This window comes from Paenibacillus sp. FSL M8-0142 (assembly GCF_038597315.1).
Taxonomy (GTDB): domain Bacteria; phylum Bacillota; class Bacilli; order Paenibacillales; family Paenibacillaceae; genus Paenibacillus_AQ; species Paenibacillus_AQ lactis.
Genome location: NZ_CP152008.1, coordinates 819,400 through 837,022, shown reverse-complemented (window position 1 = coordinate 837,022; position 17,623 = coordinate 819,400). Strand labels below are relative to the sequence as shown.

The following is a 17,623-nucleotide window of genomic DNA, read 5'->3' as shown; positions in this document are numbered from 1 at the left end:
GCCCCTTGTGCTCGTTTAATGGCCAACTGCCGATTTTATCGCATACCAGCTGGAGAAGGTTTCAGAGTCCCTGCACTTACTCATCCGCCAGCTCCAGCCCCTTGGTCTCTTTCCCCAGCAGGAGCACTCCCAGCGCCCCAATCAAAATCGTCACAAAGAACATGACAAAAATCAATTCGATACGGGTTCCCTGCTGCTTCAAAACGCCAACAAGCAGCGGTGCAATAACGCCGCCAATCCGGCCGAAGGAGGTCGCAAGCCCTACGCCTGTCGAACGAACCTTCGTCGGGTAAAGCTCCGGACTGTATGCGTACAATCCGCCCCATGCTCCGAGATTAAAGAAGGACAGGCAGATGCCCGCAGCCAGAAGCGAAGCCTCGGTATTCGCGTAACCGAACCAGATCGCGCTGATGGCCGTAAAGACCAAATACGTGACCAGCACGAATTTCCGCCCGAACCTTTCGATAAAGTAAGCGGCCGTAAAATAGCCCGGCAATTGAGCCAGCGTCATAATCAGCACGTACTGGAAGCTTTTGACCAGACTGAAGCCCTTGTCTACCATGACCGTCGGGAGCCACAGGAACATGCCGTAATAGGAGAAGACCACCGTAAACCAGAGCACCCACAGCATGATGCTCGTGCGCCGATGCTCGGTCGACCAAACCGAGGCTACGCGCTCTCCAAACGATAGCCTCCGGGCGCTCTTCTGCCGCATATACCGCGGCGAATCCTCGATTGCGCGGCGAAGGTACAGCGCGTAAATGGCCGGCAGCGCCCCAATGACAAAGGCCGTTCGCCATCCATAGTCCGGAATGACGAAATACGCAATCAATGCGGATAAGATCCACCCCGCAGCCCAGAAGCTCTCAAGCAGGACAACTGCTCTTCCCCGTTCCCGGACCGGCATGCTTTCCGAAACGAGGGTGGAGGCCACCGGAAGCTCTCCCCCAAGACCGAACCCTGCGATAAAGCGCAGCAAGCACAGCATGATAAAGCCGGTGGCCAGTGCCGAAAGAGCGCTCGCGATCGAGAAAATAAGCAGCGTCCAGAGTAAAATATTTTTGCGTCCGTATTTATCCGCTAGAAAACCGGCCATCGCCGCACCGAATACCATCCCGATCGACGTCGTGCTTGTCAATATCCCGACCTGCTGCGAGCTCAGCGACCATTCTGCGGCGAGGGCGGCGACAACAAACGAGATCATCCCCACGTCCATGGCGTCAAACATCCAGCTGATGCCGGCGCTGAACAGGAGCTTACGCTGCTTCGGCTCCTTTAACAGCCCCATCCTTCCGTTACGCATGCTAAAACGCTCCTTTCTTAAGATATCAGACAGTATAAACTTCGCGGCGCCAGCTTTCTGATATCGCAAGAGAAACTACCGCTAAACGCGGTCTGTCTTCTTTGAATGTACGTCGATAGACGTTTTTCTTACCTTTTTATAATGTAGTGGATTGCTAGAACGGTAGCAAGACTTAATCGTTGTACCGATGCCAATTGCTGCAATGACACCCTTAAACAATTTTATATTGCCCCAAGAAAAGGATAATTTGGACATGGAGCGAATATATTGTTATCAGGCTTCCTATAAATGGTGACAATTCCAAAGCTAATCTAGTGAAATTGAGAGAAATTGGTTATTTTTGACTTGAACAGCTTTGCCTTTTCGTTTATTGTGAAAGAAAGCAAGTCACTTCATTTGGTGTGATTCGTTAGGAACGTTAACAAAGGAGTTATTTAAGTATGTACACGGAACAAGATATTTGGATTGTGCTTACAGGCACGGGCACCTGGTTTAGCAGAATGATCCAATATTTCACGAAAGCCCCGCTAAATCATGCATCCATCGCGTTTGACTCCGAATTACGCGAAGTGTACAGCTTCGGGCGGAAGAAAGCGAACAACCCCTTCAATGGCGGCCTCGTTCGTGAAAATCTCCGCGACCCCTTCTTCTATTCCTCTGCGTGTGCCGTCTACCGCTGTCGTGTCAGTCATGAGGATTACCAGAGGATGTACAATCTTGTTAAAGAAATGATGCGAAACCAGGATCGGTATAAATATAATCTGCTTGGACTGCTAGGCATTTTATTTCGGCTTCATATCGACCGCGACGATGCGTATTTCTGCTCCCATTTTGTCGCGAAGGTCTTCGAACAGGCCGGTCTTCGGCCGGTGAACAAGCCATGTCATTTGGTGACGCCTGAGGATTTCTCCAACTCTCCGCAGCTGACGGAAGTCTACCGGGGGCCGCTGCACGGGTATCTTACGATGGACACGGTTTCCCCTCTGTCCTCACCGCCGACCTACACGCCGGTTACCACCAAAGGCATCAGCAAAATTTTCCGTATCGGTTAAACCGTGGGCTTCGCCCGCTGTCATCAGCCATTGGCTTAAAGCTTCATGATCTCTGCAACGGACACAAAGAGCAGCCGGGCTTCTACCCCGGCTGCTCTTTGTATATCTGCAAGATCAAGCATTACGCAGACGGCGATTGATCCGTTACTTGCTCCAGAACCGGCTTTTCCACCGGATCGGCACTAGGTACAGCTTCCGCCTGCTGCTGCATTTTTCTACGCTTACGTCTTCGTTTGAAATAAATGCCAATCAATATTAAAGGAACCGCGATCAGGGCGATGTACAGGGATACATCCTTCACCATTCCTTCGGCTGCATTGCCATACAGGTAGAACAAAGTCCCCACGACATAAAATTTGGTCGCTCTACCCAAGGCCGCATAGGCCATCAGTCTCCAGAGCGGGAAGTTCAGACATCCGGACAAAATGGTAAATACCTTAAACGGGATCGGCGTAAACGAACCGATTAATATCGCAGCCTCGCCGTTTTTCTGAAACAGATTGGTTGCCGCGTCGATCCATTGCTTTTTCAAAATTTTATATAATACCGACTTCCCAAGCAGCTTTCCAATCGCGTACCCCAGCGGCGTTCCCAGCAAACATCCGATAAAGCCGTAAGTCGCTAGCCACAGCGCATCTTTCGGGTGAACAATACTCAAGGAAACCTGTAGAAAAAAGGCGGGAATCGGAAAAATCACGGCATCCGCAAATGAATGAATAAACAACCCTAAAGGACCAAAACTCCTTAAAAATTCCAAAATGTCCTGAAACATGTCTCAACCCCTATACATTTTTTCCTGCTTCTCTTTAGATCTGAATAAATTATAGCACATAATGATATGGGAAAGGACCCAGGCTGCTGTATACTTTTGCACGGCGCGAGTGAAAATGGTGCAAGCCTTTGCTCCTATCCAGTATATGCATCGAAGTCATATAACAACAAAAAAACCTTTCTTCCGGGGAAGAAAGGTTTAAGAAAATGCTCTTGCAGCCTGCGGCCGCTGGCCGAATCCAAAATGCATAAGCTTGCAGAAATTTGTGTTTTCTTTAATTCGCTGCTGTGCTGCGATGCGCGGAATGCCGGGTCGGTCCGACAAATTGATTAAGCGGGAAGCCGTTGCTTATCGCTTGGGTAATGAACGCTTTGGCCTGCTGCACAGCTTCACGGACCGTGAGGCCTTTAGCGAGCCCTGCCGTGATGGAGGCCGATGAGGTGCAGCCGGCACCGTGCGTATACTGGGTCAGAATCGCATCGGCTTCAAACCATTCGAAGGTCTTTCCGTCATAGAGCAGGTCCATGGCTTTGCCTTCGCGGATTTTGCCGCGGTCCTTAATCAGGACATGCTTCGCGCCGCGGCCATGAATGATCGCCGCCGCTTCCTGCATTTGCTCCAAGGTCGTAATCGGTCCGGATTTGGCAAGCTGGGAAGCCTCGAACAAATTCGGGGTTACGACATCCGCACGCGGCAGCAGGAACTCCAGCATGGCCTCCGTATTCTCCGGCTGCAGCACTTCATCCGTGCCCTTGCACACCATTACCGGATCGATCACGATGCGCTTCAGATCATGCTTGTCAATATACTTGGCGACCAGCTCGATAATATCAACCGAACCGAGCATGCCCGTCTTCATCGCGTCGATGCCGATGCCCTCGAGCACGGTCTTCAACTGGGTCTCCACGATGCCAAGCTCAACCGGAAAGACCTGGTGATCCCAGGTTGCCGGCTCCATGCAGACGATCGTCGTCAGCGCCGTCATGCCGTACACGTCAAATTCCTGAAACGTCTTGAGGTCCGCTTGGATACCCGCTCCGCCGCTTGTATCCGAGCCAGCTACCGTTAATGCTTTACGTATCGTCATGGTTCATGTTCCCTTCGCTAGTGAAATGGTTACTCTATTATAAAAAAAACTGCGATTTCCGTCTATCCTTGGCGAACGCGCTGATGCAGCGGCCTATGCTCGTGGATAACCCTGCAAGCACTCCGCATGCGGATCCCTCCTACGATCCCTCTTATTCCCGGATTTCCTTGAACTGACTAACCGAGGTCGAAATCCGGGAATAAAGGGGCACGCTTCGCTTCTTCTGAGGGATTCCGCCTGCTCCGTTGATGCCCTTTGGGGGTGGCGCTTGGTTGCAGGTATCCGGGGCTGAGCATAGCCCCTGCTATCCGTCAGCTGTTCGTTGAAGCAAGTTCCGTGGCTGATCGTCAACAGATCTACTAACAAGCTTACCTTGACTGTACAGCACTTCGCGTGCGGATCCTCCTTTGGCGTGCTGTTTTCAGTTAATGCAGCACTCCGCATGCGGATCCCCGTACGATCCCTCTTATTCCCGGATTTCCTGAAACTGACTTCCCAATGTCGAAATCCGGGAATAAAGGGGCACGCTTCGCTTCTTCTGAGGGATTCCGCCTGCTCCGTTGATGTCCTTTGGGGGTGGCGCTTGGTTGCAGGTATCCGGGGCTGAGCATAGCCCCTGCTGTTAGGCAGCTGTTCGTTGGAGCAAGTTCCGTGCTTCGAGTTGGCGCTTTACGCTCCCAGGTGCCTCCGCTTATTGCTCCGTAAGAATAACAGGGCCGTCCTTGGTAATCGCCAGCGTATGCTCATATTGCGCAGACCACTTGCCGTCCATCGTTCTGGCGGTCCAGCCGTCGGCGTCGATCTTGCACTTGTATGTCCCGATGTTCAGCATCGGCTCGATGGTGATGACCATGCCTTCCTTCAATCGCGTTCCGCGATGCGGAGGTCCGTAATGCGGCACCTGCGGCTCCTCATGCATGTTCTCGCCGATAGCATGCCCTACGAAATGCCGTACCACCGACAGGTTCTCGGATTCGGCATAGGACTGGATGGCATGCGAGATATCGCCGATCCGATTGCCCACGACCGCCTGCTCGATTCCGAGATACAGCGATTTTTTGGTCACATCCAGCAGATGCTGCGCCTCCTCCGAAATATTCCCGACCGGATAGGACCAGGCGGAATCCGCCAGCCATCCGTCGAGCTTCACCACCATGTCAATGGTGACGATATCCCCGTCTTTAAGAGGCTCGTTGCTCGGGAACCCATGACAGATAACGTCATTGACGGAGGCGCAGGTGGCAAACGGATACCCGTGATATCCCTTCTGCTCCGGATGCGCGCCGCGCTCGGCAAGGAACCCCTCCACGAATTGATCAATCTCCAGCGTTGTCACGCCGGGCTTGATCATGGTTGCGATATGCCGGTGGCAATCGGCCAGAATCTCTCCCGCTTTTTTCATCTTCTCAATCTGTTCCGGTGTCTTCAGAATAATCAATCGATCCACTCCTTATGCTGTGTGTGTATGGCTTCAGCCGTTACATAGTAAAAAGCCTTAACTGGCCGGGGTCAGAAAATCCATGCTCCCCCCAACCAATAAGGCTGATTCTCGTAAAGTATATCCGTCTTTCCTTCGGATCATGATTCGCTGATGCATGATTCTACAAATGCGATCATCCCTTACCTATCTTTATTCTACTCCTTGCGGAGCAGAAACCTCAATCCTTTTGTATAACCGGTATCTTCCAGGCATGATTTGATCATTCTCTGCTTGGATCGTCACTTAGTGACCTGCAATCATGGAGAATAGCTTTCCCCAAAAGGCAGGGTTTGGAACGGCCGGATGATGGCGTGGGAGAGCGGATCTTGGATGCGGTTGAAGTTCGGGCACCTTTTCGTACGACAAAAAAAAGAAAAAACCTTTACGCCCAAAAAACAGCGATAAAGGTATTATGCCCAAAAGCAAGCCACCGGCTCAGGTTACAGAAATCGAAGCCCTTGCGGATGCTGGGAAGTGCATTATGTATCTTCGAATTTTCGAGTGAACTTAACCGAAAGCAATGCTGGTCGGTTGATCGCCCCGATGTGATGCCAAGCACCCTCATAGCCTTCTACAACCCAATTGTCTCAATTTAGATGTCGCTTCCTCTTCTTTTGGTAAAAATAAATGCCCAGAACCAGGATCAGCACCAATACGGCTATACTTCCCTGAACGAGCGTGCTCCTGTGTGAGGAGGCGGAATCACCGGGGACTGGCCGTCTACGGGCGGGTAGCCGCTGCCAAGCTCTTTTAGTTCATTGGCAGCCGAGGATAGGAGCTTGGTCCCTTCACATATTCCGGTTTCCAATTTCCCGGACTCCCTATACGCAAATATCAGATATTCATCGCCGACCGAAAATCGGTCATAGCCGCAGCTCTCAGTAGACATTGCGGTGGAAATCGTCGTTTTCTTGCCCAGCTCTCCCTTCCATACCTTCGAAACCTCGAGCGTTACCGTAACCGGATCCGCGCCGGATGAAAAAAGCCGAAAAGGCGGCGGTCGATATGCTCGTCACTGCCTGCAAAAATCGCCGTCTTAAGCTCCAGGCTTTCTGCAATCGTAGGCGGCTCGGCACAGGAGCAGGCGGAAGCCTTAGGAAGGTTCACGGCATAGATACTTATCAGCAGCAGCAAAATGCTTAACAAGACCACGGGCTTGGATTTTGCCATCAAACCAGATCACCTCGATCATATAGACGGCTTAAACATCCAGTATGTTCCAGGCTCTCCCTGCAATTTCACGAATTCGTGGCAGACGATGTTATTTCCTCGCCAAAATCAGATAGTGGCGCTCTGTCGGATACTCGAGTCCTTCCACCCGCAACCCCGCCTGCTCAAGCAGGTTCTGCATCACTTGGGGATCGACACGGTTCGGACGGGGAACTCGCTGCTCCATCGGATCCTCCTGCCATTCCAGGCATAAGCAGCGCCCACCCGGCCTGAGAACCCTTGCGATTTCGCGAACGGAAGCCTCCAGCTCGTCCGTAATGTGCAGGATCAGGGACGCGATGATCCGGTCGACCGCCTCATCCTCGAAAGGCAGCTGCTCCACCTGTCCCTTCACTACTCGCACATTGGTCAATCCCTCTTCTGCTGCCCGCTTCTCCATGAATTCCAGCATCGCCGGCTCCAAGTCTACGGCAAATACGGTTCCAGCAGTCATGCTTGCAGCCGGTATGGAAAAATAGCCGGTTCCCGCCCCAATATCAAGCAAATCAACCTCACCGTTCACCTGGAGCTTCTCCAGCAGCACGGCTGCCGGAAGCTCCCACTTACGTTCCGGACTTTCCAACCGATCAATAAGGGTTGGATCAAAGCTCTCCTTCATCATCGTTTCTCCTTTCGTTTCCATCATCGATCTGTATTTTGTCTCTTCCTAACCCATCATACCGCATTGAGAAGTTGAAGGATAACCTCTATTGGGTCAACCGGATGCACATCTCCTTAGGATGCAAGGTGTACGGGTATGGTGTATGGTGTATGGTGTGTGGTGTGTGGTGTATGGTGTGTGGTGTATGGTGTGTGGTGCGCGGTAGGCGATGCATGGTGCGCGGAGAGCGGTACACGGTGCGCTTCGGTGAGCCGAGGTCAGGACATGCCCTAGATGACTGATGAACCCGATAGACGAGCAATTTATTGACAGGAAACACCCCGTTTCCCCAAAAAAAAGCATCCCTCGCAGGATGCTAAAACAAAACGCTGCGGCTATTAACCCAGCCTTCCTTCTACGGCAGCGCAAGCTTCCCCATCACGGTCGGGCGAAGCGCTCCCGTCGCTGCCGGCAGGTTGTTCGGCACGCCGTGCACGAAATCATTGCCTAACAGGGCAAAAATGACCGCTTCCTTCGCATCGTCATTCCACCCGAGCTCGGCGGAGGTCATTACCTTTTGTCCTGGCAGCCGTTCTTTCAGCATATGAAGCAGCGTCCGGTTATGCGCTCCCCCGCCCGTGACAATCACCTCTGCGATGGGAACTCGCGGAAATACATACCGTTCATAACTGTCCGCAATGGAAGCCGCCGTGAAGGCCGTGGCCGTCGCCACGATATCTTCATCCGAAAGACCGCGCGCGCTCGCCGCCTTAAGAAAAGAAGCCGCATACGGCTGGCCGAAAAGCTCCCTGCCCGTTGATTTGGGCGGCGGCGTCCGGAAATAGGCATGGGACATCATCTCATCCAAAAGCGCTTGATCCGGCTTCCCCTGAGCAGCCCACTTTCCGCCCTCGTCATAGGAGAGACGGCCCTCCGAAAGCGCGTGGACAACCGCGTCGATCACCATATTCCCCGGCCCAGTATCAAACGCCAGAACTTCGGACGGGCCCGCTCCCGCAGGAAGCGCCGTACAGTTGCCGATGCCGCCGACGTTCTGAAGCAGCCTGCCCCGTTCGTGATGCCGGAACAGGATCAAATCGCCGTAAGGAGCGAAAGGCGCGCCCTGGCCCCCCACCGCCATGTCCGCCGGGCGGAAATCGCCGACAACCGGTAGGCCCGTAAGCTTCGCGATGACCGAAATGTCGCCGATCTGCAGCGTGGACGGCGTTGAATACGGATCATCCGGCTCCGCTACGGGAAGATGCCAGATCGTCTGCCCGTGCGAGCTGACGAGGTCGACATCCTCGATCCGCATCCCGGCATCCGCTATCGCCTCCAGCACGGCTTCTCCGAACCGATATCCGAGGTAGGCGTTCATACTGCATACCGCAGCGCTGCTGGAGTGCTCCGTGCCGCACAGCTCCTGCAGCCGCCGGCGAAACTCCGGCTCATAAGAGCGGCTATAATAATGAAGCAGCTCGGCGGAAGCCGTAAGGCCGCTGCCGTGAATCCGGACGATGGCCGCATCGATCCCGTCAAGGGATGTGCCGGACATCAGGCCGACGACCACAGTCGGCTCCCCCTGCTTCCTAGGTGCGAGTATCATGGATTATGCCTCCCCGTACAGAAGATAAGGGGCTCTCATCGTTCTCCACCGATCCGTATCGTTCTCCCACTGCTCCGTGATGCGCCGAAGCCCTTCTTCTTCATGAATATGCTTCCGCACGTCATCGCTGCCCGTAAGCAGATCAATGAAATAACGGTTTCGCCCCTCGGGCGGCGTCAGCCATTGGAACGAATCCGGATACATCCGGCTGACCAGGTGCAGCAGCACAAGGCCTGCACGGACCGCCTCCAGCTTCGCGCTGTCCGTCACGAACAGCATGACGCCCCCGCAGCTCACGCCTTGATGCTTCGAGAACGTCGGTGTCATGTAGACGGAATGGGCATGAATACCGGGCAATCGGTAGGCATTAAACGCCTTGGCCAGCGCCTCGCCGTCGATCCATGGCGCGCCAATCCATTCAAACGGCCGCGTCGTGCCTCTGCCCTCCGACAGATTCGTTCCTTCGAAGAAGCAGGTTCCACTGTACAAACGGACGGTATCTAAAGTCGGAATGTTCGGGGACGGGAGCATCCACGGAAGACCTGTATCCGCATAGTCCATCGCCCGGCTCCAGCCTTCCAGCCCGATGACGTCCAGGTCGCAGCACGTGCCCCTCAGATCATTCGCCATCCGGGCATATTCACCGATCGTCATCCCGGTGCTGATCGGGATCTGCCACCCGCCCACCATCGATTCATACCCCGGCTCAAGAAGGCCGCCTTCCACACGATTGCCGCCGAGCGGATTCGGACGGTCCAGAACGATCAGGCTCTTCCCGTGCTCCGCGCACGCCTCCATAGCGTACAACAAGGTCGTCATGTACGTGTAGAACCGCACGCCAAGATCCTGAATATCGAAGATGAGGGTATCGATCTTCTCCAGCATCGCCGCATCGGGCTTGCGCGTTGCGCCATACAAGCTGTATACCGGTACGCCGAAGATGGGATCGACTTCATCGTCAACATGCTTGCCGGCCTGCAGCTCTCCGCGGAACCCATGCTCGCAGGCGAATAAAGCAGTCAATTCAGATTCCGGCAAACCGGCAATGATTTCAATCGAAGAACGAAAATCCGACGTGAGCCCCGTCGGATTCGTAATCACGCCAAGCCGGCGGCCGATGATGCTGTTATGCTTCAACCCCGCCGCCAGCCTGTCGATTCCGGTTAAACATCTCATATGCTGACACCTCCTGGCTCCGAGGACAGGGCGCCGTCAGCCGCAGGCTTCGCCTCCTCGGGATTCAAGACATTATAAGCTGCCTTATGCTGAAATATCGCCCACATGCCGTTGAACAGAAAGCCGAAGCCAACCACGGTGAGAAGAAGCGGAACGGCCACGCATAAAGCCTGAAAGCAAGCCCCAAGCGTATAAGCCGGATAACGCAGAAACAGCTTCACGCTGTGCGCCATCGCTTTGAAGATCCCCATGTTTTCCTGAATGACAAGCTGAAGCGTGTAGAATTGGGAGACCACGGCCATAATGACGAAGTATGTCTGAAAAACCCCGATCGCTAAGTAACCGATACCGTCTTTGCCTCCGTAATACCACCAGGTGGACCATAGGATAAGGATCATCACCACGAAGAAGAAGCCCATGACAACGGCAGGCAGAAACCCCTTGACGGCCCCCTCGAACACATCCTTCAGCACCGGCTTGCCTCTTTCCGTCTTCCGGTGGTAGGCATAGCAGACTCCGAAAAACAGCGGCATATACAGCACCGGAAGCAGCAGCAGCGCCGCAAGCACCGGAGCGAATATGACGACCGCCGCAAGCACCAGCGAGGTGATCATGCTGTACAGTGCCACGCTCGTAATCTCGCGGTATACCTCAACTCCCGTCTTCTTTAACACATCATTCAGCTTGCGCATAAGCTTCCCTCTCCTCCTCCAGATTGTTTACCAATCGATACGCTGTTCCGTCTCCGGATCGAAGAAATGCACCTTGTCGAAATTAAAAATAAACGTTTTGTCCATGCCCGGGTAACCCGTCGTCTCCGGATGCACCTTCGCCGTTACGGTCCGGTTGCCGATACGGAAGTATACCAGATTCTCCGAGCCGAGATGCTCGACGACCTGTATCTTTCCGGCATACGTGTACTCGTGATTCGGCGTTCCCGGCAAATCCTCGCCGGATATATGCTCCGGCCGAACGCCGAGAATCAGAGGCTTGTTCTCATACTTGCTTAAGCCGCGCGCCATCGCGTCAGGAATGGTAAACGAGCCGCCCTCCATCCGGAGCACATTCCCTTCCTTCGTCACATCGATGAAGTTCATCGGCGGGGAGCCGATAAAGCCCGCAACGAACATGTTCTGCGGATTCGCGTACAGCTCCGTCGGCGAGGCAATCTGCTGGATGATCCCGTTGTTCATGACGACGATGCGCTCCCCGAGCGTCATCGCCTCTACCTGATCGTGCGTGACGTAAACGATCGTCGCTTCAAGCCGCTTGTGCAGCTCTGACAGCTCGACCCGCATCTGCACGCGAAGCTTAGCGTCGAGGTTCGACAACGGCTCATCGAACAGGAACACCTGCGGATCGCGGACGATCGCCCGGCCCACGGCCACGCGCTGCCGCTGTCCGCCGGACAGCTCGCGCGGCTTGCGATCGATCATGGATTCGAGTCCGAGAATCGAAGCGGCCTGGGCAACCTTTTGCTCGATATAGGCTTTAGGCTTCTTCAAATTTCTCAAGCCGAACGACAGATTCTCGCGGATGGTCATATGCGGATACAGCGCATAATCCTGGAATACCATCGCAATGTCGCGATCCTTCGGATGCAAATTGTTCACGACCCGATCACCGATGATGATATCGCCGGACGTTTGCCGCTCCAAGCCCGCGATCATGCGCAGCGAGGTCGTTTTCCCGCAGCCGGAAGGGCCGACGAATACAACGAATTCTTTATCTTCAATGACAAAGTTCGATCCCGCAACCGCGGTGAAGGTTCCTTTGTTATCGTCTACAAATTCTTTTCGGATGTTCCGAAATTCTACGCGTGCCATAACGTTGCCTCCTTCTAGCCTTTAACGGCTCCAATGGTGATGCCTTGCAGGAAATAGCGCTGAAGCGAGAAGAACAGTATCATCATCGGCAAGGCCGCGACGGTTGCTCCAGCCATGAGTGCGCCGAAATCCGTGGTGTCCGCGTAAACGAAGGAAGCCAGACCTACCTGAATGGTTCTCATTTCCGTCGTGTTGGTCACGAGGAAAGGCCAGAAGAAATCGTTCCAGGATGCCACGAATGTGAAGATCGCCAGAACGGCGAGACCGGGCTTTGCCATCGGCAGAATGACCTTCCAGAAGATCCCGAACTCTCCGCAGGCGTCGATGCGCGCGGCGTGAATAAGCGAGGTCGGCAGCGATGACATGTACTGCTTCATCAAGAAGATGTTTCCTACGCTCACGATACTCGGCAGAAGAATCGCCGTATATGTATTCCCGAGATCAAATACGTCAATCATCAAAATATAGAGCGGAATGAGTGTAACCTGAGCCGGAATCATCATGGTGCTGAGCAAAATCCAGAAGACCGCCTTATTCCCCGGAAACTTCAGCTTCGCGAACGCATAACCTGCGAGCGATGCAAGGAACACGTTCGTCACCGTCAGGATGGAGGAGATGAGCAGCGAGTTGAACAGCCATCTCATGACGTTTGTTTTGCTGAAGAAACGTTCATACGGGGCCACGGACAGCACGTCTGGAATCATTTGCGGAATAAACGAAGCAGCCGACTTGGTGTCCTGGACCGATCCGATGAGCATCCAGTACAGCGGAATGATGGTCAGAATGCTCCATACGACCAGGATGACCGAGGCTGAGACGAGCAAAATCACTCTCGATCTTGATTTCATGGGTGCACCCCCTCTTTAGCATAAGCGAAGTCGTTAGTATTCGACGTCGGATGAGAAATACTTGAACTGGATAACCGAAATGACGATGATGAGCGCCGCCAGAACGAAGGATTGCGCGGATGCCAGCCCGAATTCGTAGAAGTTGAATGCCGTGTTGTAGATCAAGTAGGCAATCGTCGTCGTTGCAAAGTTCGGTCCGCCCTGAGTCATGAGATATACCGAGATAAATACCTGGAAGGACGTAATCACGCCCGTCACGAGCAGATATAATGTCGTCGGCTTCATGAGCGGCCAGGTGATGCGCCAGAATTTGGACCAGCCGCTGGCATGGTCGATATCCGCCGCTTCATACAGCGATTTCGGAATGCCGCCCATGGCGGCAAGGTACAGGATAATGCCTGCGCCATGAGAGCCGAGCCAGTTCATCAGGATGAGCGAGAACAGCGCCGTATCCGATTTTCCCAGCCAGATCACAGGATCGAATCCGAACAAGCCGATGAAGCGGTTCAGCAGGCCGGCATGGGTCGGATCGAAAATCGCCAGCCACACGACGGAGATCGTCACGCCGGAAGCGACGGCAGGAAGATACATGGTCGCTTTAAAGAACGTCTGCCACTTATCCTTCATTTGGAAAATAAAAAAGGATAAGGCATACGTGATGATAATGTTAACCGGTACCGTACCAACGGTGAACAGCACCGTATTCCACATCGATTTCCAGAACACCTCGTCCTTTACCATTCGGGTGTAGTTATCGGTTCCGATCCATTCGGAGCCCATGACGCTGTACTGCTGGAAGCTCATCAAAAACGCGGAAGCGACCGGATACAGCGTGAATATTAAAAACAGTAAAACCGGGGCCAGGATGAATAAGTACGCCCAACCGTATTCGCGCATATACCCCTTCATCGGGGTCCGCGGCGGCCGAGACTGAGCCGGGGCCGTCTGCATGGTAATTTCCTCCTTCCGCACAGGTGAACATTTTTGACTTGGCAATACTTGGGGTACCGCTTGTATCATCCGGTTACCGGAAAGCGCCGGATATGAACCTAAGGTTACAATCGCGGTTAAAAAGGGAGTGGCCGCGCTCCTGATAAGGACAACGGGACACCCCCTGGTTACTTGAAATTACTGTCCTAAAATTTGTTTGCCTTTGTCAATGAAGTCTTGTGCGATTTGCTCCGGCGTCTTCTCGCCAGAGAACAGCGCTTGAATGTTCGGCTTAACGACCTGCTCCTTGAATTTCTTCTGGTTCGCGGAATCTTCCGCATTCAGGCTCAAGGTTACCGGATTGTCTCTAAAGTTCGCAAAGATTTCAGCAGCTTTGATCGTCGACTCGGAGCCCAGCCCTTTACCCTCGAAATACTCAGCCTGGGATTTACGAACGAACGGCAGCACCAGCTCGTTGGCAGAATTACCGGCCTTAGCGCCGCTGAGTCCTTCCATGATCAGGAACGTATTCTTCGCGTGCTCTTCGCCTTTATCCTTCTTCTGTCTGAAAGCTACATAGCCTTCGCCAAACATGGACGTCTTGCGCTCTGCACCGTCATTGTGAGGCACCGGCAGCAGAACGAATTCGATCTTCTCGCCTTGAACCGTGCCGCTGTCGATATCCTTCGCGCGGTTTTGCAGCATAACGTCATAGTAAGGAATCGCCTTGGATACGATCGCCGCTTCTTCGGCATAGAACAGGTCCATCCGCTTAGCAGGCGTAATTGCCGCGGTTTCCGCAGGCATATGGCCGGCTTTCAGCAGGTCGGAAACGAAGGTCATCGTATCCAGAATGCGCTCGTCATTCCATTGGAACTCGCCCTTATCGTTCAGAACGTCAGGCATGCCGTTGCTGCGGGTCAGCATTTCGATGAAGTCCAGGGATGTTCCATCCGTAACCAATGCATAGCGTGTATTCCCGTTCGGCAGCTTGGTTGTCAGCTTGCCGGCAGCTTCCTTGAATTCGCTCCAGGTCCAGCCGTTTTCCTGAATGGACTGCCAGTCGATCCCGGCCTCCTCAAGGATCTTCTTGTTGCCGCCCCATGCCCAGAGGGACTGGTAAAGCGGAAGGCCGTACTGCTTGCCTTGGATCTGTCCGAGCTCCAATGTACCCGGCAGGTAGTCGTTCTTAATCTCGTCGGTCATGTAAGGGGTAAGCTCCAGCGCGAGCCCGGTGTCCACGTAGGCTCCGTCAACCGCATGGAAGTACAAATCAGGCGGATTTCCGGCGTTCAAGGCAACGTCGAATTTCTTTGGACCCTCCGCCCAGGACAGCACTTCGGTCTGTACCGTAATGTGAGGGTACTTCTCCTTCAGGTCCGCCACATGCTGTTTCAATTCTTCTTCATATTTGCCGTGAACGGGATAAGTCCAGACGACGACCGTATCAGGCTTCGGCGCGGCCTCTCCGTTACCTTCCGGCGTGGTGGAGGTTCCGCCGTCCGACGTCTTGGTCCCTCCTCCCCCTCCTCCGCATGCTGCCGTGAAGACCAGCATTAATGAAGCCAACAATGTGAGCCAACGTTTCTTCTTCATGTACTACTCCCCTTATCATAAAATATATTTGTGGTTAAGCCGGAAAAACTACAACCGCTTGATGGCCTGCCGGCTCTGGTCCAGATACTTCACCGAACTCTCGTAGTTCCGGCTGGCGACACCAAGATATAAAATATCGATAAGATTAAGCTGTGTAATACGAGAGGACATTGCGCCGCTGCGAATTTCGTTCTCCGTTGAAGAGGTATATAGCGGAATATCCACCGATCGGCTTAACGTCGAATCCCCGTACTTGGTAATGCCGATCGTTCTGCATCCGTTCTCCTTAGCGATGCTCGCTGCCCGGATCACTTCTTTCGTTTCACCGGAGTAAGATATGCATACCGCTGCATCCTCGGGCGTAAGCATTACGGCCGATGTCAGCTGAACGTGGGGGTCCGGGAACGAAATGCATACCTTGTTGATTCGCAAAAATTTCTGCTGGGCATCCATCCCGATCAGATTGGAAGCACCTACGCCAAACATAAATATGCGCTTCGCCTGATCAAGGGCCGATACGGCCTCTTCCACCTTCCCTTCCTCCATAATCTTCATCGTATCCCGAATCGATTGAATGTTATTGTTCGAGACGTTCTGTATGATTGCAGAAATGCTGTCATTGGGCCGAATATCCTGATACCCGGTGGCTAATGGCTCCTGCAAATCGCCAGCTACCTTCAGCTTCAGATCCTGATAGCCTTTGAAGCCCATCGTTTTGCACAGCCTTACAATCGCGGCTTGGCTTGAACCGCTTCGAACCGCCAGATCCGCGACCGACATCTGTATCATCTCTGCCGGCTCCTGCAAAATGAAGGCTGCAACTTTGCGCTCGGACGGATTTAATGTTTCAAAGACCTCACGCAATCGAACCAATCCGCCGTTCATCCTTTGCCCCCCTTTTACGATTCATCCTCTGATCTACAAGATATGTAACATTTAATGACATGATTTGATCGAAAGCATGACTGGTATCGCTTTCAATATCAGCGGATTGAGTTCATTATAAATTGTGTGAAATAATATTTCAATACTTAATTCATAATTTAAAATTTTGTTTTACAACCTCTCTTTTTTCTCCTATACTGAATATAGAAAGCGAAGTGGTTCAAAATGGAAATTTTTATCGGAGTCGACGGCGGTGGCACAAAGACTGATGCAACAGCCATCAACGCCAGCGGCCAAGTCCTTTCCCGTTTCACTGGAGGTTCCACTAATCCTTATATCGTTACCTTTGACGGGGCGATGAAAGAGCTTCAAACGGTGATCGATGGCCTCATGAAGCCGCTCAATCTTTCGTCAGCTTCATGTTCGGCAATATGCCTTGGTATGTCAGGTATAAGCTCGGACGAGGAACGGCAGCGGGTTCACCAGTTTCTAGAATCGCATTTCCTGGAACGGCAGCTCTCTCCGCGTATTTACATGCGCTCCGAAGCCGAGATTTCGTTAATGGCTGTACTGGAGCGCCAATACGGAATCCTGATCATTTCAGGAACCGGCTCCAATACTTACGGGATTACGAAATCCGGGAGCATCCACCGTGTCGGCGGCTGGGGGCATATTCTCGGCGATGAGGGCAGCGGGTATCAGATCGGGCTTCAGACTTTGAAGTCGGTCATTAAAAGCCATGAGCGGATTCTGCCGCCAACTCGGATGAGCAGCTTGATTCTGAAGGCTTATCCGCTGGGCCATATCGCCGATCTTAAATCATATATATACCAGCCTGCCATAACGAAGCAGAGCATCGCTTCCTTCGCCCGCTGCTGTATTGAAGCTGCGGAAGCCGGGGACCACGCCGCTCTTGGCATTCTCCGCTCGCAGGCCGCCGAGCTCGCGGATACGACTTCCGCGCTCATCATGCAGCACCATGAATTCGTGGCAAGTGATGTGGTGTGCATCGGTTCGATCTTCAAGCATTCACGCGTATTCCGGGAAGCTTATCGAACGGCGATACGGGAACGCTACCCGCGGCTGCAATTCCCGGAAGCAACGCACGACCGAGCACCGGCGCACGGTGCCGCCATGCTGGCATACCGGCTATTCCAGGACGGAGCCTAATGATCCAGGCGAATTGTTGTAACCGTTATCAGGCCCCGTCCATATTTCTAGACTTAAGAAAGTACCTGGCACAGGAAGTGGC

At 53.3% G+C, this 17,623-nt stretch carries 17 protein-coding genes; 2 read left to right on the top strand and 15 right to left on the bottom strand.

Translation table 11 applies throughout. The features are described from left to right. Nucleotides 1-76: 76 nt before the first annotated feature. The gene (locus NSQ46_RS03705) at nucleotides 77-1,303 is read right to left on the bottom strand and encodes an MFS transporter (RefSeq protein WP_342576349.1); all 1,227 of its coding nucleotides are present in this window, start codon (nucleotides 1,301-1,303) and stop codon (nucleotides 77-79) included. A gap of 440 nt (nucleotides 1,304-1,743) precedes the next feature. Between NSQ46_RS03705 and NSQ46_RS03700 the strand changes: the two genes are divergently transcribed. Next, nucleotides 1,744-2,355 carry a hypothetical protein gene (locus NSQ46_RS03700; protein ID WP_028405053.1) on the top strand — a complete coding sequence of 204 codons (612 nt, stop codon included), beginning with the start codon at nucleotides 1,744-1,746 and terminating at the stop codon, nucleotides 2,353-2,355. A gap of 121 nt (nucleotides 2,356-2,476) precedes the next feature. Here the strand turns inward: NSQ46_RS03700 and NSQ46_RS03695 are convergent, their stop codons facing one another. The 14 genes from NSQ46_RS03695 to NSQ46_RS03630 form a co-directional block, all read right to left on the bottom strand. Then, nucleotides 2,477-3,127, bottom strand: a complete 651-nt coding sequence (locus tag NSQ46_RS03695) for a VTT domain-containing protein (protein WP_007131746.1) — start codon at nucleotides 3,125-3,127, stop codon at nucleotides 2,477-2,479. A 274-nt stretch (nucleotides 3,128-3,401) separates the two neighbouring features. After that, nucleotides 3,402-4,214, bottom strand: coding sequence for a pyridoxine/pyridoxal/pyridoxamine kinase (gene pdxK, locus NSQ46_RS03690; RefSeq protein ID WP_007131747.1), 813 nt, complete (start codon nucleotides 4,212-4,214; stop codon nucleotides 3,402-3,404). 691 nt (nucleotides 4,215-4,905) lie between these two features. After that, nucleotides 4,906-5,652, bottom strand: a complete 747-nt coding sequence (map, locus tag NSQ46_RS03685) for a type I methionyl aminopeptidase (RefSeq protein ID WP_007131748.1) — start codon at nucleotides 5,650-5,652, stop codon at nucleotides 4,906-4,908. A gap of 700 nt (nucleotides 5,653-6,352) precedes the next feature. After that, nucleotides 6,353-6,502: a hypothetical protein gene (locus NSQ46_RS03680; protein WP_245256202.1), complete on the bottom strand. Its 150-nt coding sequence runs from the start codon at nucleotides 6,500-6,502 to the stop codon at nucleotides 6,353-6,355. A 143-nt stretch (nucleotides 6,503-6,645) separates the two neighbouring features. Beyond that, nucleotides 6,646-6,864: a hypothetical protein gene (locus tag NSQ46_RS03675; RefSeq protein ID WP_007131749.1), complete on the bottom strand. Its 219-nt coding sequence runs from the start codon at nucleotides 6,862-6,864 to the stop codon at nucleotides 6,646-6,648. A 91-nt stretch (nucleotides 6,865-6,955) separates the two neighbouring features. Next, entirely contained in the window at nucleotides 6,956-7,549 is a 594-nt protein-coding gene (locus NSQ46_RS03670; RefSeq protein ID WP_244152767.1) for a class I SAM-dependent methyltransferase, read from the bottom strand. Nucleotides 7,550-7,919: 370 nt separating this feature from the next. After that, on the bottom strand, nucleotides 7,920-9,110 hold the full coding sequence (locus tag NSQ46_RS03665; protein WP_342576348.1) for an anhydro-N-acetylmuramic acid kinase: 1,191 nt from the start codon (nucleotides 9,108-9,110) through the stop codon (nucleotides 7,920-7,922). 3 nt (nucleotides 9,111-9,113) lie between these two features. Next, the gene (locus NSQ46_RS03660) at nucleotides 9,114-10,286 is read right to left on the bottom strand and encodes a DUF1343 domain-containing protein (RefSeq protein WP_342576347.1); all 1,173 of its coding nucleotides are present in this window, start codon (nucleotides 10,284-10,286) and stop codon (nucleotides 9,114-9,116) included. Next, the gene (locus tag NSQ46_RS03655) at nucleotides 10,283-10,978 is read right to left on the bottom strand and encodes a hypothetical protein (protein ID WP_007131753.1); all 696 of its coding nucleotides are present in this window, start codon (nucleotides 10,976-10,978) and stop codon (nucleotides 10,283-10,285) included. Before NSQ46_RS03655 ends, NSQ46_RS03660 begins: the two co-directional genes overlap by 4 nt. A gap of 27 nt (nucleotides 10,979-11,005) precedes the next feature. After that, nucleotides 11,006-12,112: a sn-glycerol-3-phosphate ABC transporter ATP-binding protein UgpC gene (gene ugpC, locus NSQ46_RS03650; RefSeq protein ID WP_007131754.1), complete on the bottom strand. Its 1,107-nt coding sequence runs from the start codon at nucleotides 12,110-12,112 to the stop codon at nucleotides 11,006-11,008. A 14-nt stretch (nucleotides 12,113-12,126) separates the two neighbouring features. After that, on the bottom strand, nucleotides 12,127-12,960 hold the full coding sequence (locus tag NSQ46_RS03645; RefSeq protein WP_007131755.1) for a carbohydrate ABC transporter permease: 834 nt from the start codon (nucleotides 12,958-12,960) through the stop codon (nucleotides 12,127-12,129). Between the two features lie 33 nt (nucleotides 12,961-12,993). Continuing rightward, nucleotides 12,994-13,911 carry a sugar ABC transporter permease gene (locus NSQ46_RS03640; RefSeq protein WP_007131756.1) on the bottom strand — a complete coding sequence of 306 codons (918 nt, stop codon included), beginning with the start codon at nucleotides 13,909-13,911 and terminating at the stop codon, nucleotides 12,994-12,996. A gap of 177 nt (nucleotides 13,912-14,088) precedes the next feature. Beyond that, on the bottom strand, nucleotides 14,089-15,486 hold the full coding sequence (locus tag NSQ46_RS03635) for an extracellular solute-binding protein (protein ID WP_007131757.1): 1,398 nt from the start codon (nucleotides 15,484-15,486) through the stop codon (nucleotides 14,089-14,091). A gap of 48 nt (nucleotides 15,487-15,534) precedes the next feature. Then, on the bottom strand, nucleotides 15,535-16,371 hold the full coding sequence (locus tag NSQ46_RS03630; protein ID WP_007131758.1) for a MurR/RpiR family transcriptional regulator: 837 nt from the start codon (nucleotides 16,369-16,371) through the stop codon (nucleotides 15,535-15,537). 225 nt (nucleotides 16,372-16,596) lie between these two features. Here NSQ46_RS03630 and NSQ46_RS03625 point away from each other — a divergent pair, with 225 nt between their 5' ends. Next, on the top strand, nucleotides 16,597-17,541 hold the full coding sequence (locus NSQ46_RS03625; RefSeq protein WP_007131759.1) for a BadF/BadG/BcrA/BcrD ATPase family protein: 945 nt from the start codon (nucleotides 16,597-16,599) through the stop codon (nucleotides 17,539-17,541). The last annotated feature ends 82 nt before the right edge of the window (nucleotides 17,542-17,623 follow it).

Coding starts and splice junctions, on each gene's coding strand:
- NSQ46_RS03670 (WP_244152767.1), bottom strand. CDS start 7,549: ATGATGGAAACGAAAGGAGAAACGATGATGAAGGAGAGCTTTGATCCA.
- NSQ46_RS03645 (WP_007131755.1), bottom strand. CDS start 12,960: ATGAAATCAAGATCGAGAGTGATTTTGCTCGTCTCAGCCTCGGTCATC.
- NSQ46_RS03700 (WP_028405053.1), top strand. CDS start 1,744: ATGTACACGGAACAAGATATTTGGATTGTGCTTACAGGCACGGGCACC.
- NSQ46_RS03625 (WP_007131759.1), top strand. CDS start 16,597: ATGGAAATTTTTATCGGAGTCGACGGCGGTGGCACAAAGACTGATGCA.
- NSQ46_RS03660 (WP_342576347.1), bottom strand. CDS start 10,286: ATGAGATGTTTAACCGGAATCGACAGGCTGGCGGCGGGGTTGAAGCAT.
- NSQ46_RS03630 (WP_007131758.1), bottom strand. CDS start 16,371: ATGAACGGCGGATTGGTTCGATTGCGTGAGGTCTTTGAAACATTAAAT.
- NSQ46_RS03640 (WP_007131756.1), bottom strand. CDS start 13,911: ATGCAGACGGCCCCGGCTCAGTCTCGGCCGCCGCGGACCCCGATGAAG.
- pdxK (WP_007131747.1), bottom strand. CDS start 4,214: ATGACGATACGTAAAGCATTAACGGTAGCTGGCTCGGATACAAGCGGC.
- NSQ46_RS03695 (WP_007131746.1), bottom strand. CDS start 3,127: ATGTTTCAGGACATTTTGGAATTTTTAAGGAGTTTTGGTCCTTTAGGG.
- NSQ46_RS03675 (WP_007131749.1), bottom strand. CDS start 6,864: ATGGCAAAATCCAAGCCCGTGGTCTTGTTAAGCATTTTGCTGCTGCTG.
- ugpC (WP_007131754.1), bottom strand. CDS start 12,112: ATGGCACGCGTAGAATTTCGGAACATCCGAAAAGAATTTGTAGACGAT.
- NSQ46_RS03665 (WP_342576348.1), bottom strand. CDS start 9,110: ATGATACTCGCACCTAGGAAGCAGGGGGAGCCGACTGTGGTCGTCGGC.
- NSQ46_RS03655 (WP_007131753.1), bottom strand. CDS start 10,978: ATGCGCAAGCTGAATGATGTGTTAAAGAAGACGGGAGTTGAGGTATAC.
- NSQ46_RS03705 (WP_342576349.1), bottom strand. CDS start 1,303: ATGCGTAACGGAAGGATGGGGCTGTTAAAGGAGCCGAAGCAGCGTAAG.
- NSQ46_RS03635 (WP_007131757.1), bottom strand. CDS start 15,486: ATGAAGAAGAAACGTTGGCTCACATTGTTGGCTTCATTAATGCTGGTC.